Source organism: Rhizobium sophoriradicis (genome assembly GCF_025200795.1).
Classification (GTDB): Bacteria; Pseudomonadota; Alphaproteobacteria; order Rhizobiales; family Rhizobiaceae; genus Rhizobium; species Rhizobium sophoriradicis.
This window is the reverse complement of record NZ_CP104152.1, coordinates 2568321-2594114: the sequence shown is the minus strand read 5'-3', so window position 1 is coordinate 2594114 and position 25794 is coordinate 2568321. Positions and strand designations below refer to the sequence as shown.

Below are 25794 nucleotides of genomic sequence, written 5' to 3'. Positions count from 1 at the left end.
GGCGACGTGGGCGTATTTTCTCTGCTCCGTTGGAACCGGCGTTGCGGATCCCCGGCCGGAAAGATGGGTGGAAAGGTGCGGCGGCGTCTACGCTCTTTGCGGCTATATCGACAGAGCGACGTTAGAACCGCGGATCGATCGCAAGTTCGAAGTTGCGCTGCCTTTCTCGCAGGGGCTGGCTGCCGTGCGTTCCGAGGGGAAATTCGGCTATATCAATTCGAGTGGCGAGATGGTGATCGCGCCTGCATTCGACCTTGCCCGCAAATTTCGCCAGGGCCATGCCGAAGTGGTGGTCGGTGGCAAGGCAGGAATTATCGATAGAACGGGAAAGTTTCTGCTGTCGCCGAACTATGCGCGCGCCATTCCATTCGGGGCCGGGGCAGCGCTCGTTCGTCCCGGCAAAGCGGTCGCGCCGGATTCAATTGGTTTCCCGCGTTTCATGTTCGACGAACTGTTTTTTGAGAGGATCGATCACCCCTATCTGCTCATCGATCTGCCTTCAGGAAAGATCCTGAAGGACGAGCTGACCATCAAAGAATTCGAATTCGGCACTTTTGCTTGGGCCGCTCAACCGGGAGATAAACGATATGGATTACTTGCTCCCAACGGAAGCTGGAAGATCGAACCTCGCTTCGAAACAGCCGGTAAATTTAGTGGAGGAAGAGCAATTGCCTGTTATGGCGGGTTGGCTGGACATAAAGGCCAGTCCAACCAACGTGACCGGACCGACGCCACCCAATGCGGCGTGATCGCCCGGGACGGCCAATTTATTTTCGCCCCACGGCCATTTTGGATCCAGGATTATCGAAACGGTTTTTACCGTGGGACTAAAGACCAGAAAGTGGGCATCCTTGACGATGCGGGACGGTTGCTTGGTGGGCGTCTGTTTGACGATGCAAGCTTGCCGGATTATTCCGGCGAGGCGGCCAGGATATTGGTCGACGGCCAGTGGATCGGGCTCAACCGGGCCGGCGATCTGGTGCCCGACCCGGAGGACGGGAAGGCGTGGGCGGCATGTCCTTCGGGTATCAAATTCATCCACCGCGGCGATCGTATTCAGGTCGTCGGAGCGGACGGAAAGCCGACGGTTTCGTACTTTGACAACACGTACATGACTTGCGATTTCCCTGTATCGGTTCGGTACAATGGAAAATGGGGGTTTCTGAAGCAGGACGGCAAACTGCTTGTCGATCCGCCTTCATTTCAGGGTCAATTTCATTTCAGCGGTGGCTATGCCGTCGTCAAGGTTGAGGGTAAATGGGGAATACTGAATAGCAATGGTGTGATGGCGCTCGCTCCGCAGTTCGATGAGATGCGGCCCGATTCCGACGCCTATGCGGTATCGAAGGATGGGCGGACGTTTTGGGTCGATGCATCCGGACGCGAAGTCTCTGAGCCGCGCCGCCTGGAGGATCGGCGATCAAAGTTGCGCTGCGGACCTGACGGCGGACAGCTCGTCGCGAGGAATTCGAACGGAACCTTGCTTTGGGGCATTGAAGATGTTGCGGGGAACATCGTCGTAGAGCCGAAATATCGGGCCATCACTTGTTTCCGGGATGGTCTCGCATGGGTTCCGTTCGACGGACGACGAGAATGGTGTGCAATCGATCGGAATGAGCGGAAACGCGAGAGCGCCGCGTGCGTCAAGAACTGGACTGACAGCACTACCGCCGACGCGCGAACTGAGACAATGTCCGACGATCCCTATGAAAGCGGTGTGCTCTGGATGCGGGCGGAGCTTGAATACGGCCTTGACCTCAGAGACAAGCCGCCTGGCTTCGTTTCGCAATTCTGAAGGGCGCCCCTCCGGCGCGTCGGCGCCGGGAGTGACACATCTTGGTGTGATCAGGGGATTCACGATTCAGAATCGGTGTCCGCTCATCCCTGCGGCGAGCGCAGGGATGAGCGGAAAGCTCAATGGCCTTCGGCGCTGCCAGCCGCCGTCAGCGTGGCCTTGTGCGCCACGAAGAAGTCCTTCAGCGATTGCGGCTGTCTGCCGGTCAGCTTGGTGAAATCGCCGGTGACGATGTCGAAATTGCCGGCGCGGATGTTGGCGTCTGCGGAGACCAGCATGTCGGCGATGAAGCCGGGGAGGCCGGCGCCGCGCATGCCCTGGCCGAGCTGTTCGTCATTGACGTCGACCACTTCGAGCGGCTTGCCAGCGGCTTCGGAGACAATGGCGGCGATCTGCCGGTTGGCGAGCGACACCGCGCCGGTCAGCGTGTAGGCGGTGCTTTCCGAGGTGGCGGAGGCAAGGGCTGCGGCGATCGCCAGCGCGCAATCGTCGCGCGAGATGTTCGAGACCTTGCCGTCGCCCGTGGCGCTGTACCATTTGCCGCCCTGCAGGTTGTGCGGCATGCTGTGCATGTAATTGTCGTGATACCAGGCATTGCGGAAGATCGTGTAGGCGATGCCGCTTGCCTTGATGGCGTTTTCGGTGCCGAGATGATCGGGCGCGAAGGTGACGAGCGAATTGTCAGGCGCCGGCATCGAGGTATAGGCTATGTGCTTGACGCCCGCCTTGACGGCGGCGGCAACGGCGGCCTTGTGCTGGGCGAGGCGCTTGCCGGGGGTGTCGAGCGCATCGGTGCTGATGATCAGCAGCCGGTCGATGCCGGCGAAGGCCTGTTTCAGGCCGGCCGCGTCATCGAAATCGGCCTTGCGGCTGAGAACGCCCTTGTTGGCGAGTTCGGCGAGCTTTTCCGGGTTGCGGGTGGCAGCGACGATCGCGCCGGGGGCGACCTTATAGGTCTCGAGGAGATGGTGGATGACGCGCTGGCCGAGCTGTCCGGCAGCACCGGTGACCAGGATGGTTTCGCTCATGAGGTCGTTTCCTTCTGCGTTGGTCGTTGGTCTCAAAAAGAGACTAACGCTAGAATAGGAATTGACTTCACCGTGTAAAGGAGGCAGCTTTTCGGCTGTAAGTTACTAAAAGGGAACCAGCAGATGAGCGGCGCAGTCCTCAGTCTGAAGAACAGGATGCCGGGGGCGCGGCGCGAGATCGATCTCGCCGGGCTCGATTTTTCCAATTGTCCGGTCCGAGACATGATGCAGCAGATCGGCGGCAAGTGGTCGACGCTGCTGCTCGAAGTGCTGGCGGCCGAGCCACGCCGCTTCGGTGAACTCAGGCGGATGCTTCCCGATATTTCGCAGCGCATGCTGACGCAGACGCTGCGTGATCTGCAGAGGGACGGCTATATCGCCCGCGAGGTCTTCCCGACGAAGCCGCCGAGCGTCGAATATTCGATGACCGATCTCGGCCGCTCGCTCTACCAGCCGCTGTCGCAACTGTTGAACTGGGCGGAAGCGAACCATGATGCGGTGCGAGCCGCCCGCTCACATTTCGATTCCGCCGATGGTTAAGGGGTAGGGCCTCTTTTACGTCGATCGCGTAAACAGAGCGCGGAACAATTCCTCCGAACGCTGCAACCCTTCGTCGCTCAGAACAACCGATTTGGCCTTGCCCGCGGGATTGGCAATCAGACCCTTCTTGTACAAGCGATCCATCGCGTCCCAGTCGAAGCCTTTCCAGGCCCGATCGCCGTCATGCAGCGTCAGCCAGAGCAAAGCGAGAACGGCATCGTCGATCTTTTCTTCATCCATTTCCATGCCGGAAGCATCCCTGCAAAAATGAGAAACCCTGTCGTCCGCTCACTTTAACTCACGTGTGACTCCGAGATCGACTCCGATTTTCAAGACTGTGTGTCAGGTAATTTACTTCCCGCGCCCTTCCGTCAGGAACAGCATGAAGGCGAGCGCCGGAAAGGCGAAGCCGATCCAGGCGGTCATCGTCCAGCCGCCGGTGGCGTAGGCCCAACCGCCGAGCGCCGAGCCGAGCGCGCCGCCGGCAAAGAAGGTGGCCATGAAGAGGCCGTTCAGCCGGCTGCGATGTTCCGGGTTCAGCCCATAGATGGCGCGCTGGCCGCAGACGAGGTTGGTGGTCACGCCGAAATCGAGTGTGATCGCCGCCACCGTCAGCAAGATCAGGGCGGTCAGCGAGCCGTCGGCGGCGAAATGGCTGATCAGGAAGGACGCCATGCCGAGCAGCATGGCGATGGCCGAGGCGACCTTCGTCATGCCGCGATCGGCGAGCCGGCCGGCAATCGGCGAGGCGACGGCGCCGGCCGCACCCGCAAGCGCGAAGAGGGCGATGCCGTTCTGTGTCAGGCCAAAGGTCGGGCTTGCAAGCAGCAGCGGCGTCGTCGTCCAGAACAGGCTGAAGGCGCCGAACATGCCGGCCTGATAGAGGGCGCGGCGCTGCAGCACCCGCGAGGTCAGCGCCAGATGCGCCATGGAGGCAAGCAGTTCGCCATAGCCGAGTTTGGTCTTCGGCACACGGACCGGCAGGTTGACGCGCAGGATGATGGCGAGCATGAGCATCAGCGCCGCGGTGACGTAATAGACCATGTGCCAGGAGGAGGCCTCGGCGACGAAGCTTGCGAAGGGGCGGGCCAGCATGATGCCGCAGAGCAGGCCGCTCATGACATTGCCGACGACCTGGCCACGCGTCGCATCCGGCGCCATGTTCGCGGCGAAGGGCACGAGCACCTGAACGGCGACCGAGGCGAGGCCGATCGACAGTGAGGCGGTGAGGAACATGGCCGGTGTCGAAGACAGCGCGGCGCCGATCAGGGCGACGGCGGAGACGGCGACCAGCGCCAGCACCAGCCGGCGGTTTTCGGTGAGGTCGCCGAGCGGCACGATCAGCAGCAGGCCGAGGCCGTAGCCGATCTGCGTCAGCGTGACGATCAGCCCAGTCGCGGCCGGCGTGAAGCCGAGATCGGCGCTGATCGGCCCGGCAAGCGGCTGGCCATAATAGAGATTGGCGGCCACCAGCCCGCAAGCAGCGGCGAAAAGGAAGGTGAGCCAGGGGGATAGCGCTCGTGGAATGGCATTATCGGGCGTAGTGGCTGAAATGCTCATTAGAAACTCCGGTATTATTCGAAGATCGGGAAGATTGAATGCAAGAATGCTGGCTGCAGCCACCCGATCCTTGACCGGGTGCCGGTATTCGCTCGTCTGTTTTCAGCTCACGAGCTTCATCGCGGCTTCGGCCGCTGAAATCATTTCCTGTCGGCTGCGTCCCGTCTTGCCGATGACGCGCAGGCCCTTGGTCAGGCAGAGGAAGGCGAGGGCGGCGGCATCCGCATCCACCGTTTGCGGGATGGTGCCATCGGCCTGGCCGATGCGGATGAGATCGGCCATCAGCCTCTCGTCCGCGGCAAAGGCGGTCGCGACATGGGCGGCGGTTTCCTCATCCAACAGGGCGAAGTCATTGGCGCCGCCGACGACGAGGCAGCCTTTGCGGCCGGCATCGCCATAGGAAAGTTCCGTATAATACATCACCATCTGGAAGACTTTTTCGCGACCGGTCGCCGCGGGCGCAATCATCGCTTCCAGACGCCGCCGACCGAGTTGACGATAACGACCAAAAGCGGCGAGGAAGACGCCGCGCTTGTCCTTGAACGCCTTGTAGATGCTGCCGGAGGCGAGGCTCATTGCCTCGGTCAGATCGCTGATCGAGGTGGCGTGGTAGCCGCGTTCTGAAAACACCCGCAGGGCCGAATCCAGCGCTGCGTCCATATCGAACTCGCGCGGCCGGCCACGGCTGCGGGTTGTTTCATTTGGTGTGAGGCTGGCGTCGGTCATGTCCACCTAATTAGGAAATGATCGCTTCCAAATCAAGCGAAACTTTTGTGCGCAGCAAATTCAGAGGGCGAGGACCCAGTTCTGGCCGTTCGCTTCAGGGCCGAACATACGATGTCTCTCCTCGGAGACAAGTCGGAAGCCTGATTTGATGTAGATCGCGCGAGCTGTCTCCAGCATGTCGTTGGTCCAGAGCGAAAGCTCGCGGTAACCCTTCTGCCTGCAGAAGCGGATGCATTCGTCGACCAACAGCTTGCCGAGCCCGAGGCCGCGGGCCGCCTTGTCGACATAGAGCAGCCGCAGCTTGGCGATACCGTCGCCGCCATTGGTGACGAGGACCGAGCCGACATTGACGCCGCCGCGTTCGGCGATCCAGCAATATTCCATGGCGGGGTCGAAGTTGGCGAGGAATTTGCCGGCGACCTCGGCGACCAGCGCCTCGAAGCGCAGGTCCCAGCCATATTCCTCGGCATAGAAGCGCCCCTGGCTCTGCACCATCCAGCCGATATCGCCGGCGCGGTGGGGGCGGATGACGGCGGGGGCGGGTTTGGCCGCGGGGTCGAGGAGGGCGCGGATCCTGTCCATGGCGGAAACGACCGCCTGCGGCTCGCCGGTCGCGAGAGTTTCGAACCGGGCGGCGATCTGCGCATTGGCGCGCCGGCCGAGTTCCTCGAATTGCACATGTCCCTGCTCGGTGACAGTGATGATCTGGCTGCGCAGATCGGCCGGATCGGGGTTGGTTTCGATCAGTCCCTCGGCGCGGAAACGCTTGAGGATGCGGCTGAGATAGGCCGGGTCGAGATGCAGGTCGCGGACAAGCGCCACGGCACTGACGCCCTCATGCGAGCCGATCTCGAAGAGAATGCGGGCGTCCGTCAGCGTGTAGGGCGAGTCGAGATAGGCCTTGTTCAGCAGGCCGAGGAAATTCGTATAGAAGCGGTTGAAATCGCGGGCGGTTTCGATGAGGGCGGTATCGGACATGGTGATCTCCAGGGGGAGACCTCGCCAGATTGTTGACAAGCCCGCTTCTCGCTCGTCATCCTCGGCCTTGTCCCGAGGATCTGCTGTCCTATCGAACGGAGGCAGATGCTTGGGACGAGCCCGAGCATGATGGAAGGAGGGGTGGCCGACGTGCCAACAAACTGACAAAAGATCTCCGCATGAAGACACTTGTCAATAATTTAGTTGACCGAGTCAACTAAATTATTGGCCTCACGCAGCCTCTTCCGCCTCCGCGTCCTCCGTGCCAAGGGCGAAATCCACCGCCGCCCTTGCGTGGATCGCGGTGGTGTCGAAGCCCGGCAGCGGCAGGCGGTGGGGATCGAGGATCAGGCAGATCTCGGTGCAGCCGAGGATGATGCTGTCGGCGCCGCGCTCCGCGGCGCGGTCAATGATATCGATCAGTTTTTCGCGCGAGCTGTCGTGCACCCTGCCGGCGCAGAGTTCGTTGAAGATGATATCGTGCACGGTGGTGCGGTCGGTGGCATCGGGCACCATGACGTCGAGGCCGAGGCTTTTCATGCGGTCGGTATAAAAGCCGTGCTCCATCGTGTAGCGGGTTGCAAGCAGCAGCGGCCGCTTGCGGCCAGCGGCATGCAGCGACTTCGCCGTCTCGTCGATGATATGGATCAGCGGCACGGAGATTTTTGCCGCGACCTTATCGGCGATCAGATGCATGGTGTTGGTGCAGATCAGGATGCAGCCGGCGCCGGCAGCCTGCAGGCGCTCGGCCACCTCGCCGAGACGGCGGGACGCTCCAGCCCAGTCGCCGGCCTTCTGAAGCGCGACGATCTCCTCGAAATTGACCGAATGCAGAATGAGTTCGGCCGAGGCGAGGCCGCCGCGGCGCGCGCGCACCATCTCGTTGACTAGGCGATAGTAAACCGCCGAACTTTCGAAACTCATGCCGCCGATCAGGCCGATCGTTTTCATCTCTTCGTGCTCCCATGCTTCGAATTTCGAAAATGATGCCGCAATGGTCGCGCGGCGGGTTTGCATTGTTTGTCCTTTATGAGGAAGACGTGCTATTATTTTGCATCGATTGGCCAAATGACGCAAATTGAGAGCGCAAGGTTCATTTCACACCATGCTTGATGATCGTGACAGACGCATTCTCGACATGCTGCAGAAGAATGCCGGCATATCCGTGACCGATCTTGCCGAGCGCGTGGCGCTGTCGGTCTCGGCCTGCTCGCGGCGCATTCAGCGGCTGGAAGAAAGCGGCCATATCGCCCGGCGCATCATCGTGCTCGACCGCGAACGCATGGGCGTGCCGACGACGGTCTTCGCCCTCGTCAAGACGGCCCACCATTCCGACGAATGGACGGAAGCCTTCCGCCGGATCATCAGCGACATCCCCGAGATCGTCGAGGCGCACCGGCTGACCGGAAACCACGATTACATCCTGAAGATCGTGCTGCCGCGCGTCGAGCATTACGACGTAATTTATAAGCAGATCGTGCGCAAGCTGGAACTCTTCGACGTTTCAGCGTCGATCTCGATGGAAGAATTGAAACATGGAATGGCGATACCCGTGGGCTACGCGCTGTAAGCCGGTATTTTGAGGGCTGCGATATTATGCGCAACAGCGATATTCATAGCTGTTTCCAGCCAGGAGAAAAACTGCTCTGGTCCGGGCGTCCCGCACAGCGTAAGGCAAGTCTATCATTTCCTTGGAAAAGCTAGGCTCGATTGCCTGAAAAGCCGATCACCCCGCCCATCGATCACGACTAATTTCGTCTCTTTATGGAACGGTTTTCGACATATTGCGTTCACCTTTGGTTCAGGATGAGGGGAGGATATTTCTTCCAGTTGGAGGACAGAGGAGAACAGTCATGAGAAAGCTAACCGTCGCCGCGTTATGCTTGATCATAGGTGCCCCTGGGATCACGCCGGCTCAGGCGTTTCCCGCTATCACCCCACCCAAGATCGAGGCGCAGCAGCAACAGATAGAGCAGGTACGGTGGCGTGGCCGAGGCGGGCATCATCGGCGGGATAATTGGGGCTGGGCCTTGGGTGGTCTAGCCGTCGGCACCATCATTGGCAGCGCATTGTCACAGCCCTCTTACGGCTCGCCCTACCGGTATTACGACCCACCCTACCGCTACTATGGCTCACCCTACCGCTACTATGGCTCGCCCTACCGCTACTATGGCCCGCCCTACCGCTACTATGGACGGTATTATGCCCCGCCCTATCGGAACTATGCTTCGACCGTCTATTATGGGCGGGGCAGCCATGTGAGCTGGTGCTACGCGCGTTATCGTTCGTACAGGGCTTTCGATAACACCTTCCAGCCCTATTATGGACCCCGTCGCCAGTGCATCAGTCCTTATTGATTGGCGCTTGCGCATCGGCGCTTGGAACTTGCAAGCCGACCAATGTCGGCTTGCAGAGATGAGGTCGGACAGCGATCACTACGCGTGACTGCCGCTCGGCCAGCTTTGCTGGCTGGGAGTGCAGGCATGTGTGATAATCTCGCCTTTACGGCGCGGCGCAGATGCGCACCTCGTGCATTAAATCTTTAATTTCCGACATACGCTGCTCGCCCGAAAATCGCAGCGTATTTTGCGCGACACGCTCTGTCGACTGCGATCGGCGCAGGGGAGCCATTCCGAAACGGCGGTTGCATCCTTTGCGGCGAAGACCACATTTGACTTCAGCAAGATGGCGCAAAGGGGCAGGGCATGAGTGATCACCATGTCGTCGTTGTCGGCGGCGGTTTCGGCGGGCTGCAGCTGGTCAACGGGTTGAAAGGTGCAGGCGTGAAGATCACGCTCGTCGACCGGCGCAATCATCATCTCTTCCAGCCGCTGCTCTATCAGGTGGCGACGACCATTCTCTCCACTTCGGAGATCGCCTGGCCGATCCGCCGCCTCTATGCCGACCGGCCCGACGTGACGGTGCTGCTCGGCGAGGTCACCGGTGTCGATAGCGGCGCCAAGACCGTTTCGTTACGCAACGGCATGACTCTCGGTTATGACACGCTGGTGTTGGCGACCGGGGCAACGCATGCCTATTTCGGCCGTGACGAATGGGAGCCGGTGGCGCCGGGTCTGAAGACGCTGGAGGATGCAACGACGATCCGCCGCCGCGTGCTGCTCGCTTTCGAGAAGGCGGAGATGGAGGCCGATCCAGCCGTACGTGACGCGCTTCTGACCTTCACCATTGTCGGCGCCGGGCCGACCGGGGTCGAGCTCGCCGGCATCATCGCCGAGCTCGCGCATTTCACCCTGCCGAAGGAATTCCGCAATATCGATACGCGCAAGACCCGTGTGGTGCTCGTCGAGGCCGGCCCGCGGGTGCTGCCTACCTTTGCGGAGGAGCTTTCGGCCTATGCGCAAAAGGCGCTGGAGAAACTGGGGGTTGAGGTGCTTCTAGGCAAGCCGGTCACCGAGTGCAGCGCCGACGGTGTCGGAATCGGCGAGACTTTCACGCCCAGCCGCACGATCGTCTGGGCGGCCGGCGTCACCGCCTCACCGGCGGCGCGGTGGCTCGATATTCCGGCTGACCGTGCAGGGCGTGCCATCGTCGAGAAGGATTTGAGCGCGCCGGGCCTGCCTTATGTCTTCATTATCGGTGATACGGCCTCTGTCATGCGGGAGGATGGCAAGCCCGTGCCTGGCATAGCGCCCGCCGCCAAGCAGCAGGGCGGCTATGTGGCAAAAGTTATCCGCGCCCGCCTGTCCGGCAATCCGGCGCCTGCACCTTTCAAATATTGGCATCAGGGGAGCCTGGCAACGATCGGCCAGAGTGCGGCGATCATCGATTTCGGCCGGATCAAGCTCAAGGGCTGGATCGCCTGGTGGATCTGGGGCATCGCCCATATCTACTTCCTGATCGGCACCCGCTCGCGCTTTGCCGTCGCCTGGAACTGGTTGTGGATCTATCTGAGCGGCCAGCACAGCGCCCGGCTGATCACGCAGCGGGAGACGATGCGGGAGGAGGGGTAGGCCCAAGTTGGAAGAAGTGGGAGAGGGGTTCCGTGTGACACCCCCTCTGTCCTGCCGGACATCTCCCCCACAGGTGGGAGATTGGCTGGGCGCGACGTCTTCCCCAAACAATTGGCCTTGCAGTTCGACGAAACGGTAGAGAGACGGGCAGGTTTGCCCACTTGCCAATCTCCCCCTTGTGGATTGTGGGGGAGATGCCCGGCAGGGCAGAGGGGGGTGCCACACTGCGCAACCTCTCCTCCGTCATTCCTGCGCCTGTCACAGGAATCCAGCACGGCGCGTCCGCGCCGTGAATGACTCTTAGATACGTGTAACAGAGTTTCCCGTACAAAGAGAGCCTCATGCTGAGGTGCGCAGGCCGAAGGCCGGAGCCTCGAAGCACGGGGGGGGCGGGCGCTCCGATGGGCGGATTGGAGCGGCGCTTGCGGGGGATGCTTCGAGGCTCCGCCCTGCGGGCTACCCACCTGAGCATGAGGGAGCTTGAGTGTCCCGTTATAAAAAATGCGGCTCCCGAAGGAGCCGCTCTTGTTCCTCAAGCCGCCAGCGAGGCGATGTCGATGACGAAGCGGTAGCGGACGTCGCTCTTCAGGACGCGTTCATAGGCTTCGTTGACTTGCTGGATGTTGATCTTCTCGATCTCGGAGACGATGTTGTGCTTGCCGCAGAAATCCAGCATTTCCTGGGTTTCCTTGATCGAGCCGATCATCGAGCCCGAAATGCTCTTGCGGCCGGGGATGACCGAGAAGGCATGAACGGGGATCGGATTCTCCGGCGCGCCGACGACCACGAAGGAACCGTCCACCTTCAGCAGGCCGAGATAGGCGTTCCAGTCGATCTCGGCGCTGACGGTGCAGATGATGAGATCGAAGGTGCCGGCGAGCTTCGTGAAGGTCTCGGGATCGTTGGTGGCGTAATATTCCTTGGCGCCGAGCTTTAGGCCGTCTTCCTTCTTGGAAAGGGTCTGGGAGAGAACCGTGATATCGGCGCCCATCGCCGAACCCAGCTTGACGCCCATGTGGCCGAGGCCGCCCATGCCGACGATCGCGACCTTCTTGCCGGGGCCGGCATTCCAGTGGCGCAGCGGCGAATAGAGCGTGATGCCGGCGCAGAGCAGCGGCGCCGAGGCATCGAGCGGCAGATTGTCAGGGATGGACATGACGTAGCCCTCTTTGACGACAATCGAGTCGGAATAGCCGCCCTGGGTCCGCGTCTTGCCGTCGGCTTCGAAGTCGTTGTAGGTGCCGCTGAGACCCGGCATATACTGCTCGCGGTCGAGATCGCGCTCGGCGCAGCCGACGCAGGAATCGACGAAGCAGCCGACGCCGACGCGGTCGCCGACCTTGAACTTGGTCACGGCGGAGCCGACCGCGGAGACGATGCCAGCGATCTCATGGCCGGGGACGATCGGGTAGACCGCGTTCTTCCACTCGTTGCGGACGGTGTGGATGTCGGAATGGCAGATGCCGGCAAACTTGATGTCAATGACTACGTCGTCGGCGTTCGGTTCGCGGCGTTCGAAGGTGAAAGGGGTCAGCGGCTTGGAAGCGTCGGTGGCGGCATAGCCTCTTGCGATAGGCATGGGAACCTTCCTTTTTCGATTTTTGAGGTGGGGTTGAGCGGGATGACGCACTATTGCCCCGATCGCGGCAAGGGAGGTAGAGTGATCCTCCAAGCTTCTTGCACGATCCTGCAAAAATGGACGGACGGCCCGTTTTCGAAATGCCCGGGCGAACCTAGATAGAAGCCGCTTCGGATATGAGCCGTTCAGCAGGCCTCAGACAGAAAGAGTTGCCGCATGACTTTGCCTTTCAGCCCCTACCAGGAAATCGTCGACATCGTGATGCGCTTCGCGCCTGGCGACGGCGAGTTCTCGACTGCGATCGCCAATCTTCATGTCAGCCGCCGCTCCAAGCCCAGCGATCCGTTCCACAGCAGCTACCGGCCCTGTTTTGCTTTCGTGCTACAGGGGGCCAAGAGCCTGCAGCTCGGCACGGAACGCATCAGCTACGGGACCGGGGATTATCTTTTGACCTCGCTCGATCTGCCGGTCGCCTGGCGCGTCACGGAGGCAAGCCCCGAGGTTCCGCATCTCTGCCTGGGGCTGGCGATCGATTCGGAAAAGCTGCTGGAACTGCTCAGCCGCATCGATATTCCGCGACCGGCCGCCGATACGGACGGGCAGCGCGGCATGGTGGTGAACGTCGCGCCGCCGGAGCTGATGGATGCGGCCGTCCGGCTGCTGCGTTTGCTCGATCGTCCAGGCGACATTCCCGCCATGGCGCCGCTGATCGAGCAGGAGATCCTCTACCGCGTGCTGACCGGGCCGCACGGCGCGCGCCTGATCAACATCGCCACATCAGACAGCCACAGCAACAGGATCGCGCGGGCCGTCGCCTGGCTGAAGGAGAATTTCGCCCGGCCGCTGCGCATCGAGGACCTCGCCGAGCGCGTCAATATGAGCGTGTCGTCCTTCCATCACCACTTCAAGTCGGTGACGGCAATGACGCCGGTGCAATACCAGAAGCAGCTGCGCCTGCACGAGGCGCGCCGGCTGATGCTGGTCGAGCGGCTCGATGCGGGCACCGCCGGTCACCGCGTCGGCTATCAGAGCCCGTCGCAGTTCAGCCGCGAATACAGCCGCCTCTATGGCGCGTCGCCGGCCCGCGACATCGACGGCGTGCGCGAGATGATGGCGGCGGAATAGACGCCGGCGGTTCCGGCCAAAATGCGGTATTAAAGGATGCTTGACGTTTCCCGGCTAGGCTGGCGCCATCAATCAAGCAGGCACCGCCGTCCGCATGACGCAAGCACCGTTTCTTTCCATCGTCGCGCCTTGTCACAACGAGGAAGAGGGCCTGCGCGAATTCTGCCGCCGTGCCTCTGCTGCCGCGCAGAGCGTTGCCGGCGATGCCTTCGAGCTCATTCTCGTCGATGATGGTTCCTCCGACGGCACCTGGGAGATCATTTCGGAACTGGCGGCAAAAGTGCCGCAGGTGCTCGGTGTTCGTCTGTTGCGCAATCACGGCCACCAGCTGGCGTCGACGGCGGGACTTTCCGCCTCGCGGGGCGAGCGCATCCTTCTGATCGACGCCGATCTTCAGGATCCGCCCGAACTGCTTTTGATGATGATGCCGATCATGGAGCGTGGCGCCGACGTCGTCTATGGCCAGCGCACACTTCGCGAGGGTGAAACCTGGTTCAAGCTCGCCACCGCTTCGCTGTTCTACCGCACCCTCTCCAGGCTCGCTTCCGTGACCATTCCGCGCGATACCGGCGATTTCCGGCTGATGCGCCGGCGCGTCGTCGATATTCTGCTGGCGATGCCGGAACGCGACCGCTTCATCCGCGGCATGGTCAGCTGGATCGGCGGCAGGCAGGTGGCGCTGCCCTATGAGCGCGACGCCCGTTTTGCCGGCACGACGAAATATCCGCTGCGCAAGATGATCAATTTCGCGCTCGATGCGATCACCAGCTTTTCGACGACGCCGCTGCGCATCGCCACATGGCTCGGCATGATCAGCGCCGGCATCGCGATGGCGCTGCTCGTCTATACCTTCATTCGCTGGCTGCAAGGCGAGACGGTCACCGGCTGGTCGTCGATCATGGCCGCCGTCAGCGCCTTCAGCGCCATCCAGCTGATCTGCATCGGCATCATCGGCGAATATCTCGGCCGTCTCGTGCAGGAGAGCAAGAAGCGGCCGATGTTCATGATCGAGGCGATCCTGCGCGGCAACGACCGTGCGGAACTGCCGGCTGCTTTTTCGGAGATGGGCGCCGGCGACAAGCTTGCCGCGCTGGATGCGGCCTTCGGATTCGAAGAGTCGACATCGTCGCAAAAGAATAATCGGATCGGATAATGGACCAGATTTCCACGCCTGCTGTAGCCGCAGCCGGGTCTGATGAATTGGCGGCCCGGCAGGATTCCACCATTGCGATCGCCGTTTTCGTGGCGTTTGTCGCCATCCTGCTCCTGTTGTTCCGCTTTCCGCCCATTCTTGATTACGCCAATCACTACGCTCGTATCTGGCTTCTATCCGGGGGCATCCGCGAGCAGCCGTTTCCGGAGGTCTATGCGGTCGATTGGAACCGCACCTTCACCAATGTCGGGATCGATCTTCTGGCGGCCCGGATAGGGCCGCTTGTCGGAGCCGACAGGCTGGCGCGGGCTTTGCTTTTCCTGGCGATCGTGCTGCCGCCGCTTGGCGCGATCGCGCTGCATCGGACGCTTTTCGGCAGCCGGTCCTATTGGCAGATTGCAATGCTGTCGCTTGGCTGGTGCGCCACGATGATCGGCGGCTTCATCAACTTCCAGATCGGCCTCGGCATGGCCTTGTTCTTCACCTGCGCCGACCTGCGGTTACAGCGCCGAAATTTTGCCCTGCTGTTTGCCTGGCGGCTTGCCGCCGCGCTGCTGCTGACGGTGATGCACATCTTCTCGCTCGGCTTCTATATGGCGATCATCTGCGGCCTCGAATTTTCCTGGCGTTTCGACGTCTTGCGATCGAAGTCCCGCCTGGTGAGGCTCGTCAGCCGGTTAACGCTGGCGCTGGGCGCATGCGTTCTGCCGCCGTTCGCACTCTATCTCCGTTCGCCAGCTTTGCCCAACGCCGGTGATAACGGCCTTGCCCTGGCCTGGAATGACGGCGTCGTCCTGATTGTCATGAATTTGCTCTCCGCGATTACCACATACATTCCGGTGGTAGACGTGGTGATGGTTCTGCCGTTGATCCTCATCTGCACACGTGCCGCACGCGCGGGCGATATCCGCGTGCATGCGGGGCTTGCCGTGGCGGCCAGCGGACTGCTGCTGCTCTCTTGTGTTTCGCCTCGCCATATGCTCGGAACCGGATGGATCAGTTGGCGCTTTCCGATCATGACGGCGCTCGTCGCCATGGCGATGGTGTGTCCTTTCGCCAATCTGACGCGCCGCCAAGCGCTGTTGCTGGCGCTCGTCGTCAATCTCGCGGTTTTCGGCCGGACGGGCTGGATCGGTTGGAACTGGTGGCTTGCACAAAAGGACGTTGCTGCCGTCGAGACCGTCCTCAAAAAGGTGCCAGTCGGCGCGGCCGTTCTGCCTCTCGAGCATGATCCCAAGACGGTGAGCGGCCTTGCGCACTCCAGCCGGTATTTTTTCTTTAGAGAAGAGACTTTCTGGCACCTGCCGACGCTTGCCACGCCTTTCGCGCATGCGTTCGTGCCGACTCTCTTCACCGCGAAAGGCAAGCAGCCCCTATCGGTTCTGACGCCATGGTCTGAGATCGCGGTCCCCGAAGGCAATCTGCTGTCGATCGGCGTGCTGCTGTGCCCGGCAATGATGCAGGTCTATGAAAACTTCACACCCTATCTGTCAGACTGGCGCGGACGTTTCGATTTCATCCTCGTCGTCAATGCGGATACCTCCGACCGCTATGTCGGCACCTTGATGCCGGCCGGTCTGACGCTGGTCGAGGATGCCGGTTTCGCCAAGCTCTACGGGATCGACAAGGCGGCGCCGGCAGAACCTCTTTCGGTTCCCGCCGGTTGCCCGACGGATCTATGAACCGATGCCTCCCGGAGATCGAGCCAACACCAGGCAGTGACTTCTCAATCGCCTCGGCGAAATGGATCTCCGGAGCACGTCCTTGCCATGGCGCCGCGACCGCGTAATGTCAGCGTCCCCGGACGCGGCGATCTTTCCAGACATGGATTGACATCCGGCCGCGGCTGCCCATCAAGCCGATCCCAGGCGAATTGAAGCGAGAGACCATGAGCGACACATCCCACACCACGGAAGCCGGCGCCAAATATGTCATCGGCGTCGATGTCGGCACCGGCAGCGCCCGGGCAGGCCTGTTCGATATGGCCGGCAGCATGCTTGCTTCCGCCAAGCGCAATATCAGCCTGTTTCATGAAGCCGGTTCCATCGTCGAGCAATCGAGCAGCGAAATTTGGCGCGCGGTGTGCGCGGCCGTGCGGGAGGTGGTTGCCGCAGCCGGCGTCGATCCGGCTTCGGTGGTCGGGCTCGGCTTCGACGCCACCTGCTCGCTCGTCGTCCTCGGCGAAGGCGGCAGATCGCTGGCCGTCGGACCTTCGGAAGATCCGGACCGGGACATCATCGTGTGGATGGACCACCGCGCGGTCCCGCAGGCGGAGCGCATCAACGCCTTCGGACATGACGTGCTGCGCTATGTCGGCGGCCGAATCTCGCCCGAGATGGAGACTCCCAAGCTTCTCTGGCTGAGGGAAAACCGCCCCCACGTGTTCGATGCCGCCTGGCAATTCTTCGACCTTGCGGATTTCCTCACCTGGCGGGCCACCGGCGATCTCTCGCGTTCGACCTGCACCGTCACTTGCAAGTGGACCTATCTCGCCCATGAGAAGCGCTGGGACAGCAGCTATTTCCATCAGATCGGCCTCGGCGTGCTGGCAGATGAAGGTTTTGCCCGCATCGGCACTTCCATCGTCGAGCCCGGTTCGACGCTTGGTGAGGGACTGACCGCTGCAGCGGCCGAAGAGCTCGGCCTGGTGCCGGGCACGGCCGTCGCGGCCGGGCTGATCGATGCACATGCCGGCGGTGTCGGAACCGTCGGCGCCGATCCGCAGGCCAATCTTGCCTATGTCTTCGGGACTTCCTCGTGCACGATGACATCGACGGCAGAACCGTCTTTCGTATCCGGCGTCTGGGGACCCTACTATTCGGCGATGGTGCCGGGCCTCTGGCTGAACGAGGGCGGTCAGAGTGCCGCCGGCGCGGCGATCGACCAGCTCCTCTCCTTCCATCCAGCCGCCGGCGAGGCGATGGAGCTTGCGACGAGCGCGGGCACTGCACTGCCGGTCCTGCTTGCCGACATGGCCGCCGGCAAGGCGGGCCGTGCCTCCGATGCCGTCAGGTTGGCGGCCGGGCTGCATGTCGTTCCCGAATTCCTCGGCAACCGCGCGCCCTTTGCCGATCCGCATGCCCGGGCTGTTATCGCCGGTCTTGGCATGGAGCGGGATGTCGACAGCCTCGTCTCGCTCTACGTCGCTGGGCTTTGCGGCATCGGCTACGGCCTCAGGCAGATCATCGAGACGCAGGCCGAGGCGGGCGTCACCGTCGAGAACATCGTCATCAGCGGCGGTGCCGGCCAGCATGATTTCGTCCGCCAGGTGCTCGCCGATGCGAGCGGCAAGCCGGTGGTCGCCACGAAGGCCGAGGAGCCGGTGCTGCTCGGCGCAGCCATCCTCGGCGCCGTCGCCGGCCGCCAATTTGCCGATGTGCGCGTGGCGATGAGTGAGCTCACCAGGGTGGAAACACGCCTTCAGCCATCCGAGGGCGAGATTTCGGAGCTCCACCGCAAGCGTTACGAAGCGTTCAAGGAGCTTCAGACGCTGGCGCGCAAGCTTCGCAGCGATGGCTGATATGTTGGCATGACAGAGGCCCGCCTTTGGAACTTGGTCTTGTTATGGAATTGAGACAACGTACAGCGCAGTAGAGTTTATCGTTCGATTTCCAACAACAGCCCGAGTTCCACGCTCAGTGAAGCCACTGGCATTGAGGCTACTCTTGACCGATGCGTTGAGAGGAGTATGGCGCCGGCCCGGTCCTGAGAAGGGCCGGGCTTTAGCGTGCGAGGCATAACGGCCCCGCCGCATGCAGCCTCATCCGGCGCTGTCCTTATGCAGGACAGAGCCGGTGCTGTACTGCTCACATACCGGTCAGGCGATCGCGCCGCCGTCGGCGGTCAGGGTAGCGCCCGTGATCACGCTTGCGGCTGGACTTGCCAGAAAGACAACAGCGTTCGCGATTTCACGCGGTTCGCCATAGCGTCCCAAAGAGGTCAGGCTTCGCTGGAAATCGGCAGCCGCGCCGTCCGCCGGGTTGGCATCCGTATCAGTCGCCCCGGGCTGCACAAGATTAACGGTGATTCCGCTCGGACCGAGTTCGCGCGAAAGGCCGCGAGTGAAGGATGTAAGTGCCGCCTTAGACATCGCATAGGGCGTTATGCCCGGAAACGGCACCCGCTCTCCCAAAGCCGAACCGATGGTGATGATCCGTCCCCCTTTTTGAAGATGGGGGATAACAGCCTTGGCGAACAGGACTGGCGCTCGCACATTGACGTCCATTACAGCCTGAAAGTCGTCGACGTTGAGGTCAGCGATTGTCCCGGTGTGCCCAATGGCTGCACTGTTTACGAGGATTTCGAGTCCACCAAGTGCGGATACCGCTTCCCTTACTGCGCGTGTGATGGCGTCCGGGTCGGAGCTATCGGCTTGAATAGCGACTGCTCGGTGCCCCTTGCTTTCGATGGATTTAGCCACCGCTTCGGCCTTTTCGACCGAGCGTTGATATGTGAAAGCTACGTCGGCGCCATTCTCCGCCAGCGCCAGCGCTATAGCGGCGCCGATACCCCGCGATCCGCCGGTTACCAATGCACGCTTTCCTTTGAGATCAATCATATGTTGTCCTTTCCAGTTGGTCGCCTCAAGCATTCAGGCTAACCGCGGACGCCGCGAACGCGCTCGTCGGTTTGCTCCGCCAATCTGGTGTGCGCGGTAGGCACCTCGTAGTGATGAGAAATGCTTAACTGTGTTGCGGAAAGAGGAACGTCGGCCGACATGTCTCGAGCCAGAGGGCTCGGCTGCCTTTGCTTGAGGCGATGCTAGCTCCGGCGTGTCAGGTAGGCCGTTTGCTCCAGGGCGGCGCGGGTGTGACCAGGCCGGGTTTGATCTGCACCATAATCCGCATCCACTCGTCAGTAATTTGAGCCGCTGCCGTTGTTGACATCGACGTCAGGGGAACTTTCATCGTCACGTCGGGATCGGCCTGGATGACACGCTTCGCCAGATCGGTCAGGACTGGAGCAGGTCAAGGAATGCAAGCGGAACGTCTGTTCGCGTAGAGCTTGGGAAACTCGCTCTTTGCTTCTAGGCGCCGCCATCGAAGCACTGGATCAACATCTCAGTCAACACACGGACTTTCCTGGAGGGATGTTGTCCCGGCGGCCTGACGACGAATATCCCTGCGGGAGGCGGCGGGTGGCGAGACATCACCTGAACGAGGGCTCCCGAGGCTATATGTTCATCGGTAAGGCCATCCGGAAGCCTGGCGACACCGATTCCCGCCAATGCGGCTGCCAAGAGAGCCACGCCATTATCGGCCTTGAAGCGACCTTGTGGACGAACAGTCAGAACCTTATCCCCATCGGTGACCTGCCACGCTTCCGTTCCTTGCATCAGAGCCTGATGATCGACAAGTTCGTCTGGCGTCTCGGGTGAGCCGTTCGCAGCAATATATTCCGGGCTAGCGACGAACTTTCCGTAAAGCGGGCCGACACGTCTGGCGACGAGATTCGAGTCCTGCAGATAGCCCACGCGTATGGCGCAGTCGAAACCTTCTGTGACAAGGTCGACGAAGCGGTCCGTATAGCAAGAGTAAATGTGCAATTGCGGGTGCTGGCGCGCCATTTGAGAGAGTACGGGAGCGAAATGTGTCGGACCGAAGGACAGGGGCGCAGCAACCCTCAGGCGACCGCAAAGCTCACCAGCCGGCAGGATGGTCTCTCGCGCCGCGTCCATCTCCGCAGAGATTCTTGCAGCGTAGTCCCGGAAAGTGGCGCCTGCTTCGGTGAGCGCGATGCCACGGGTCGTCCTGGCAAGAAGCTGTGCACCAAGATCGGTTTCAAGCCGCGCGATACGCCTGCTGACCATCGACTTGGAGATGCCAAGCCGCTGCGCAGCGGACGTCACTCCACCCGCATCAGCGACTTCGACAAATGTCCTGAGGTCTTCGATTTCCACTCTGCGTTCCTCTTCTTGCGACACAGTTCAGCAACATCGAGGACTACCGCATCGAATGAGGGAATGACAAGTTTGCCGCGGATTGTTCCCGAAGAGGAGCGTCCAAATTGTGCCAACGAACCGCCAACTTAGGATATTCCATGACCTTTCGTAACGGCCTCAATTCACTCCTTCGTCCCGAAGATTCGGTGCTTGTCCTGATTGACCACCAACCTTACCAGTTGGCTAACGTCAACAGTCACGAGCCCACGATGGTGGTCAACAACACGGTGGGTTTGGCAAAAGCAGCAAAGGCTTTTGGCGTGCCCACGATTCTGACGACGGTGATCGCCGAGCGGGGTGGCAAATTGTTCCCCCAAATCGCCGAGGTGTTCCCTGGCCAGGAAATCATCGATCGGACATTCATCAACACTTGGCAGGATCAGAAGGTCGTAGATGCAGTCAAGGTGACCGGCCGCAAGCAGCTGATCATCGCCGGACTCTGGACCGAGGTATGCGTTGCAATGCCGGCAATTCAAGCTGCAGGCGAGGGGTGGGATGTCACGGTCATCACCGATGCATCCGGCGCTGTTTCAGTCGAAGCGCATCAGGTCGCGATTCAACGCATGATTGCCGCCGGCGTGAACATAATGACCTGGCTGGCCCTTGCGGCTGAATGGCAACGCGACTGGGCTCGTGCGGATCAGGCCGCAAAGGTGACCGACGTCATCGTGCAACATGTCGGCGGTAGCGGCATCGCCTATTTGTGGGAGCAGCAGTTGCTAAATACCCCTGTGCCAACCGCCTCCGTGGGGGTTTAACCGCCAGGGATGACGAGAATCAAGCGGAGCGAGGATCTCGCCTCAGGTTTAGCTCGTCATCCCAGCCAGTCGACCGTGATCGACATTTTGCCCCTAGGGTTGATGTCGCCGGAGTATTCCAATCATGGGGCGCGGCCGGTTGATTGAGGGCGGCCGTACCCGCCATCGCGAAACTCTCAACACTGGCCGCCCATAGCTAAACGGATTGCAAAGACGTCTCATGGAAATTGGTATCGATAGTTTTGCAGCCATCCTCCCGGATCCGGCGACAGGTCAGCTTCCGTCTCCTACGGATCGCATGGCCGAACTTATCGAGGAGGTTGTCGCCGCTGACCGTGTCGGCCTCGACGTCTTCGGCATTGGAGAGCATCATCGAGGTGAATTTCTCGATTCTGCGCCAACAGTCATACTGGCCGCAGCAGCAGCCCGCACTGAACAAATCAGACTGACAAGCGCCGTGACAGTCCTGAGCGCCGCAGATCCAGTGCGGGTCTTTCAGGAATTTGCGACTCTTGATCTGATTTCGCGAGGCCGTGCGGAAGTGGTCGTCGGCCGTGGATCATTTGTTGAGGCCTACCCGCTATTTGGTCTTGATACACGAGACTACGACGACCTCTTCGCCGAAAAGCTCGACCTGTTTCTCAAGCTAGGGGAAGCAACGAGCGTCACATGGGAGGGCCGGTTTCGTCCGGCACTCAGAGGGCAGGGCGTGTTCCCCCGTCCTCATCAGCCGCAAATGCCGGTGTGGATCGGTGTAGGCGGCACTCCGGAGTCATTCGTGCGGGCCGGTGCACTCGGCCTGCCGCTGATGGTCGCCATCATCGGTGGCAGCTTCGACCGCTTCCGTCCACTGATCGATCTCTATCGCGACGCGGGCAGGCGTGCAGGACATGGCCCCGAGATGCTCAGGGTCGGCATACACGCAATGGGCTTCGTTGGCGAGACGAACGCTGCAGCTAAGGAAGCCTTCTTTCCTGGCTGGGCGCATCTCACAGCGAAGATAGGTCGCGAGCGCGGCTGGTCGCGGCCAACGCGTCAGCAGTTCGAAGCCATGGCCGGTCCTGACGGTGCTTTTCTTGTCGGTGATCCAGCAACCGTATCTGCCAAGATGCTCCGCGCCAGCGAGGAACTTGGCGGCATTTCCCGCATCACGTTCCAGATGAGCACCGCCTCCCTTGAACCGGCAGCGATGAAGCGTTCAATTGAACTGCTGGGGACTGAAGTTGCCCCCGTCGTCAGGGCCTCAGGACGAAAACCGTAAGTCTTCCCAGGCGCCAGTGGTGACGCAGTTTGAAAAGGTGCCGAAAAAAGGCTTCGTGCGGCTCGTGTGAAGTCCAATTCGGGCACAGGCTGGCTTCGCCTTGACTCATCGGTTTCATGAACGCCAACAGAAAAGGACGATGTGCATGAGTTGGAACCCCGGCATTGAACCAGGATGCCCTGATCAGATCAGTGTTGATGCAATCGAAACGCTAATCGTTCCCCGAGCTCGCGATCTCGGCGGTTTCGAGGTCCGGCGCGCTTTGCCGGCGCCGAAGCGGCAGATGGTCGGACCGTTCATCTTCTTCGATCAGGCCGGGCCAGCCGAATTGTTGACCGGTCAGGGGATCGATGTTCGGCCGCACCCGCATATCGGTCTTGGCACCGTCACGTATCTCTATCGCGGCGACTTCCACCACCGTGATAGCACCGGAGCCGACCAGATTATAAGGCCGGGGGAGTTGAACTGGATGGTTGCGGGCCGCGGCGTATCCCATTCGGAGCGTACCAGTGCGGCGGCTCGAACCGGCCCGAACAGCTTGTTTGGAATTCAGACTTGGCTGGCTCTGCCAGAAAGTCATGAGGAGATGGCGCCCACGTTCGAGCATCACGGCGAAGCTGCGTTGCCGATGATCGAGGATGGGGGCGTTTCAGTACGACTGATCCTGGGAAGCGCCTACGGAAAACAGGCGCCTGCGACGATGTTCTCGGAAACCTTCTACGCTGATGTGAAGCTGGAAGCAGCCGCCCTTCTGCCGATGCCGGACAATCATGAGGACCGGGGCATTTACATCGTCGAAGGTTCAATCTCGATCGCCGGCCAAGAGTTCAGCGCGCCGCAAATGATGGTGTTCCGCCCCGGAGACAGGATTACTGTAGCGGCCGGTGGCGGAGGGGCGAGGATTATGATCCTTGGTGGCGCGACCCTCTCGGGACCCAGATACATCTGGTGGAATTTCGTCGCCTCGTCGAAGGACCGCATCGAAGACGCTAAGGCTGAATGGCGAGCACAGAATTGGGGCGAAGGACGCTTCGACCTTCCGATTGATGACCGGGATGAGCATATCCCACTGCCGGATTGATGGAGGATACCTCTCTCGCGAGGGGCGCGAGCGTGTGCTTCCCGAACGTCCGGGCGCCATAGTGGGATTCGAAAAATTTGGACATACGAAATGAGCAACAAATGGCCCCGCCTCGACTACTTCAGCTGGCGCGAGCCGTGTAAAACATTGCAGCCGTCGTCTCATCAGCCAATGTATTGCCTGATGTGTGGTGCGGACTCGGACACCTTCGAAGGAGGCGATCCTGACATCGCCTATGCCGTGATCCGCAACTGCCAGAACATTGCCTCGCACTACTGGTCAGCAGATATTGAGCCCATCCATCAAGGGAGAATGAGCGGAAGCAATAGAGTGCTCGGCGTTCCGCTCCCAATGCTTGTGGAAGCTTTTGAACACCCGGCGCGCTACGCCTGATGCGCCCCGCAATTCGGCCAATCAGATTTCCCAACTAAAATATTTGCCGGGCCTGCTTGACGGCCCGATCGGTTTGCCGCATAAAGCTCACGAACCGTACCGTACGGTACGTATATGGGAGCCGCGACCGTGTCTGTCGATACCGCAGAGCCGAGCGAATTTTCGCCGCGCCAGAACGCCGTTTTGGAGCAGGCGCTGCGGTTGCTCGTCGATGGCGGCGAGAAGGCGCTGACGACCTCTGGTGTCGCGCGTGCCGCCAATTGCTCCAAGGAAAGCCTCTACAAGTGGTTCGGCGACCGTGATGGTCTGCTCTCGGCGATGATCGCCTATCAGGCGAGCAAGGTGCGCACCTTCGAGCGCAACGGCGAGCGGCTGACGGCGGCGAGCCTGCACGATCATGTCGTGATCTTCGCCCGTGACCTGCTGGAGGTGCTGGCCGGTGATGTCTCGCTGGCACTGAACCGGCTCGCCATCGGCCAGTCCCATCGCGACGGCTCGAAGCTCGGTAAGCTGCTGCTAGAGCGCGGCCGCCGCCAGATCGACCGGCGCGCCATGGCGCTGATCGATACCGGCAAGAGGGCAGGGCTCCTGCGCTTTGCCGATGCCGACGAGGCCTATCATACGCTTTACGGCCTTGTGGTCTCCGACCTGCATGTGCGCATGCTGCTCGGGGAGCCCGGCCTCAAGGATACCGCGCGCCAGGCGGAGAAGGCGGTGACCGCCTTCCTCCGGCTTTACGGCACGGAAAAGGTACTGGCGGAGATGCCGGCTCTCGGCTGATTTCGCCTTAAAGACAGTCAACAGGACAAGCACAAGGGAAGGAACTTCAAATGCGCGTCTATTACGATCGTGATGCCGATCTCAACCTCATCAAGGCCAAGAAGGTCGCCGTCATCGGCTACGGCTCGCAGGGCCGCGCCCATGCGCTGAACCTGAAGGACAGCGGCGCCCAGAACCTCGTCATCGCTCTCAAGGCCGGTTCGCCCACAGTCAAGAAGGCTGAAGCCGACGGCTTCAAGGTCATGACGGTTGCCGAAGCCGCCGGCTGGGCCGACCTGATGATGATGGCGACGCCGGACGAATTGCAGGCCGACATCTACAAGGCCGATATCGCGCCCAATATCCGCGACGGCGCTGCCATCGCCTTCGCTCACGGCCTCAACGTCCATTTCGGCCTGATCGAGCCGAAGGCCTCGGTCGACGTCGTCATGATCGCGCCGAAGGGCCCCGGTCATACCGTTCGCGGCGAATACCAGAAGGGTGGCGGCGTTCCCTGCCTCGTTGCCGTTCACCAGAACGCTTCCGGCAATGCGCTTGAGCTCGCTCTCTCCTATGCCTGCGGCGTTGGCGGCGGCCGTTCCGGCATCATCGAAACCAACTTCCGCGAAGAGTGCGAAACCGACCTCTTCGGCGAACAGGTCGTCCTCTGCGGCGGCCTCGTCGAGCTCATCCGCGCCGGCTTCGAAACGCTCACAGAAGCAGGCTACGCGCCTGAAATGGCCTATTTCGAATGCCTGCACGAAGTGAAGCTGATCGTGGACCTGATCTATGAAGGCGGCATCGCCAACATGAACTACTCGATCTCCAACACGGCCGAGTGGGGCGAATATGTCACGGGCCCGCGCATCATCACCGAAGAAACCAAGGCCGAAATGAAGCGCGTCCTCAAGGACATCCAGACCGGCAAATTCACCTCCGAGTGGATGCAGGAATACCGCTCGGGCGCTGCCCGCTTCAAGGGCATCCGCCGCAACAACGACAGCCACCAGATCGAGGAAGTCGGCGCCAAGCTGCGCGGCATGATGCCCTGGATCGGCAAGAACAAGCTGGTCGACAAGAGCGTGAACTAAGCGATGCGCTGATATTAAACGGGAGGCCGGGGTGAAAGCTCCGGCCTTTCTTGTT

General features: G+C 61.1%; 24 protein-coding genes. 15 read left to right on the top strand and 9 right to left on the bottom strand.

Going from position 1 to position 25794, the window contains the following annotated elements; genetic code table 11:
- Positions 1–67 precede the first annotated feature (67 nt).
- Positions 68–1795 carry a WG repeat-containing protein gene (locus N2597_RS12975; protein ID WP_183597293.1) on the top strand — a complete coding sequence of 576 codons (1728 nt, stop codon included), beginning with the start codon at positions 68–70 and terminating at the stop codon, positions 1793–1795.
- Positions 1796–1914: 119 nt separating this feature from the next.
- Here N2597_RS12975 and N2597_RS12970 read toward each other — a convergent pair whose 3' ends face one another.
- Positions 1915–2823 carry an SDR family oxidoreductase gene (locus N2597_RS12970; protein WP_183597295.1) on the bottom strand — a complete coding sequence of 303 codons (909 nt, stop codon included), beginning with the start codon at positions 2821–2823 and terminating at the stop codon, positions 1915–1917.
- Between the two features lie 123 nt (positions 2824–2946).
- On the opposite strand from N2597_RS12970, the gene N2597_RS12965 reads away from it, so the two are divergent.
- The gene (locus N2597_RS12965) at positions 2947–3363 is read left to right on the top strand and encodes a winged helix-turn-helix transcriptional regulator (protein WP_097578868.1); all 417 of its coding nucleotides are present in this window, start codon (positions 2947–2949) and stop codon (positions 3361–3363) included.
- Between the two features lie 15 nt (positions 3364–3378).
- On the opposite strand, the gene N2597_RS12960 is transcribed toward N2597_RS12965, so the two are convergent.
- The 5 genes from N2597_RS12960 to N2597_RS12940 all read right to left on the bottom strand — a co-directional run bounded on the left by N2597_RS12960 (position 3379) and on the right by N2597_RS12940 (position 7578).
- A complete protein-coding gene (locus N2597_RS12960) occupies positions 3379–3609 on the bottom strand; it encodes a DUF6429 family protein (RefSeq protein ID WP_183597296.1) in 231 nt (76 codons plus the stop codon).
- Between the two features lie 105 nt (positions 3610–3714).
- A complete protein-coding gene (locus N2597_RS12955; RefSeq protein WP_077992953.1) occupies positions 3715–4923 on the bottom strand; it encodes an MFS transporter in 1209 nt (402 codons plus the stop codon).
- A 102-nt stretch (positions 4924–5025) separates the two neighbouring features.
- Positions 5026–5649, bottom strand: a complete 624-nt coding sequence (locus tag N2597_RS12950) for a TetR/AcrR family transcriptional regulator (RefSeq protein ID WP_039620812.1) — start codon at positions 5647–5649, stop codon at positions 5026–5028.
- Between the two features lie 60 nt (positions 5650–5709).
- Positions 5710–6627 (bottom strand): bifunctional helix-turn-helix transcriptional regulator/GNAT family N-acetyltransferase, encoded by a 918-nt coding sequence (locus N2597_RS12945; protein WP_009996459.1) that lies wholly within the window; start codon positions 6625–6627, stop codon positions 5710–5712.
- A gap of 231 nt (positions 6628–6858) precedes the next feature.
- On the bottom strand, positions 6859–7578 hold the full coding sequence (locus N2597_RS12940) for an aspartate/glutamate racemase family protein (protein WP_077993093.1): 720 nt from the start codon (positions 7576–7578) through the stop codon (positions 6859–6861).
- Between the two features lie 154 nt (positions 7579–7732).
- Here N2597_RS12940 and N2597_RS12935 point away from each other — a divergent pair, with 154 nt between their 5' ends.
- The 3 genes from N2597_RS12935 (at position 7733) to N2597_RS12925 (ending at position 10598) form a co-directional block, all read left to right on the top strand.
- Positions 7733–8197, top strand: coding sequence for an Lrp/AsnC family transcriptional regulator (locus tag N2597_RS12935; protein ID WP_039620807.1), 465 nt, complete (start codon positions 7733–7735; stop codon positions 8195–8197).
- A gap of 283 nt (positions 8198–8480) precedes the next feature.
- Positions 8481–8984, top strand: a complete 504-nt coding sequence (locus tag N2597_RS12930) for a BA14K family protein (protein ID WP_009996254.1) — start codon at positions 8481–8483, stop codon at positions 8982–8984.
- Between the two features lie 348 nt (positions 8985–9332).
- Positions 9333–10598: an NAD(P)/FAD-dependent oxidoreductase gene (locus N2597_RS12925; protein WP_077992951.1), complete on the top strand. Its 1266-nt coding sequence runs from the start codon at positions 9333–9335 to the stop codon at positions 10596–10598.
- Positions 10599–11130: 532 nt separating this feature from the next.
- Here the strand turns inward: N2597_RS12925 and N2597_RS12920 are convergent.
- Positions 11131–12177: an NAD(P)-dependent alcohol dehydrogenase gene (locus tag N2597_RS12920; RefSeq protein ID WP_009994926.1), complete on the bottom strand. Its 1047-nt coding sequence runs from the start codon at positions 12175–12177 to the stop codon at positions 11131–11133.
- 216 nt (positions 12178–12393) lie between these two features.
- On the opposite strand from N2597_RS12920, the gene N2597_RS12915 reads away from it, so the two are divergent.
- From N2597_RS12915 to N2597_RS12900, 4 genes are all read left to right on the top strand, one after another.
- Entirely contained in the window at positions 12394–13302 is a 909-nt protein-coding gene (locus N2597_RS12915; protein WP_183597298.1) for an AraC family transcriptional regulator, read from the top strand.
- A gap of 94 nt (positions 13303–13396) precedes the next feature.
- Positions 13397–14455, top strand: coding sequence for a glycosyltransferase family 2 protein (locus N2597_RS12910; protein WP_183597300.1), 1059 nt, complete (start codon positions 13397–13399; stop codon positions 14453–14455).
- A complete protein-coding gene (locus tag N2597_RS12905) occupies positions 14455–16137 on the top strand; it encodes a hypothetical protein (RefSeq protein ID WP_183597302.1) in 1683 nt (560 codons plus the stop codon). The genes N2597_RS12910 and N2597_RS12905 overlap by 1 nt, the downstream gene beginning before the upstream one ends.
- A gap of 206 nt (positions 16138–16343) precedes the next feature.
- Positions 16344–17975, top strand: coding sequence for an FGGY-family carbohydrate kinase (locus tag N2597_RS12900; RefSeq protein WP_038689900.1), 1632 nt, complete (start codon positions 16344–16346; stop codon positions 17973–17975).
- Positions 17976–18272: 297 nt separating this feature from the next.
- Here the strand turns inward: N2597_RS12900 and N2597_RS12895 are convergent, their stop codons facing one another.
- Entirely contained in the window at positions 18273–19013 is a 741-nt protein-coding gene (locus N2597_RS12895) for an SDR family NAD(P)-dependent oxidoreductase (RefSeq protein ID WP_038689898.1), read from the bottom strand.
- A 468-nt stretch (positions 19014–19481) separates the two neighbouring features.
- A complete protein-coding gene (locus tag N2597_RS12890; protein WP_038689896.1) occupies positions 19482–20354 on the bottom strand; it encodes a LysR family transcriptional regulator in 873 nt (290 codons plus the stop codon).
- A gap of 140 nt (positions 20355–20494) precedes the next feature.
- On the opposite strand from N2597_RS12890, the gene N2597_RS12885 reads away from it, so the two are divergent.
- From N2597_RS12885 to ilvC, 6 genes are all read left to right on the top strand, one after another.
- A complete protein-coding gene (locus tag N2597_RS12885; protein WP_010045003.1) occupies positions 20495–21154 on the top strand; it encodes a hydrolase in 660 nt (219 codons plus the stop codon).
- Between the two features lie 220 nt (positions 21155–21374).
- On the top strand, positions 21375–22415 hold the full coding sequence (locus N2597_RS12880) for an LLM class flavin-dependent oxidoreductase (protein ID WP_038689893.1): 1041 nt from the start codon (positions 21375–21377) through the stop codon (positions 22413–22415).
- 145 nt (positions 22416–22560) lie between these two features.
- Positions 22561–23496 carry a pirin family protein gene (locus N2597_RS12875; RefSeq protein WP_077993092.1) on the top strand — a complete coding sequence of 312 codons (936 nt, stop codon included), beginning with the start codon at positions 22561–22563 and terminating at the stop codon, positions 23494–23496.
- A 90-nt stretch (positions 23497–23586) separates the two neighbouring features.
- A complete protein-coding gene (locus N2597_RS12870; protein WP_183597319.1) occupies positions 23587–23889 on the top strand; it encodes a hypothetical protein in 303 nt (100 codons plus the stop codon).
- Between the two features lie 114 nt (positions 23890–24003).
- On the top strand, positions 24004–24669 hold the full coding sequence (locus tag N2597_RS12865) for a TetR/AcrR family transcriptional regulator (RefSeq protein WP_179363927.1): 666 nt from the start codon (positions 24004–24006) through the stop codon (positions 24667–24669).
- 50 nt (positions 24670–24719) lie between these two features.
- A complete protein-coding gene (gene ilvC, locus N2597_RS12860; RefSeq protein ID WP_004668557.1) occupies positions 24720–25739 on the top strand; it encodes a ketol-acid reductoisomerase in 1020 nt (339 codons plus the stop codon).
- Positions 25740–25794 lie beyond the last annotated feature (55 nt).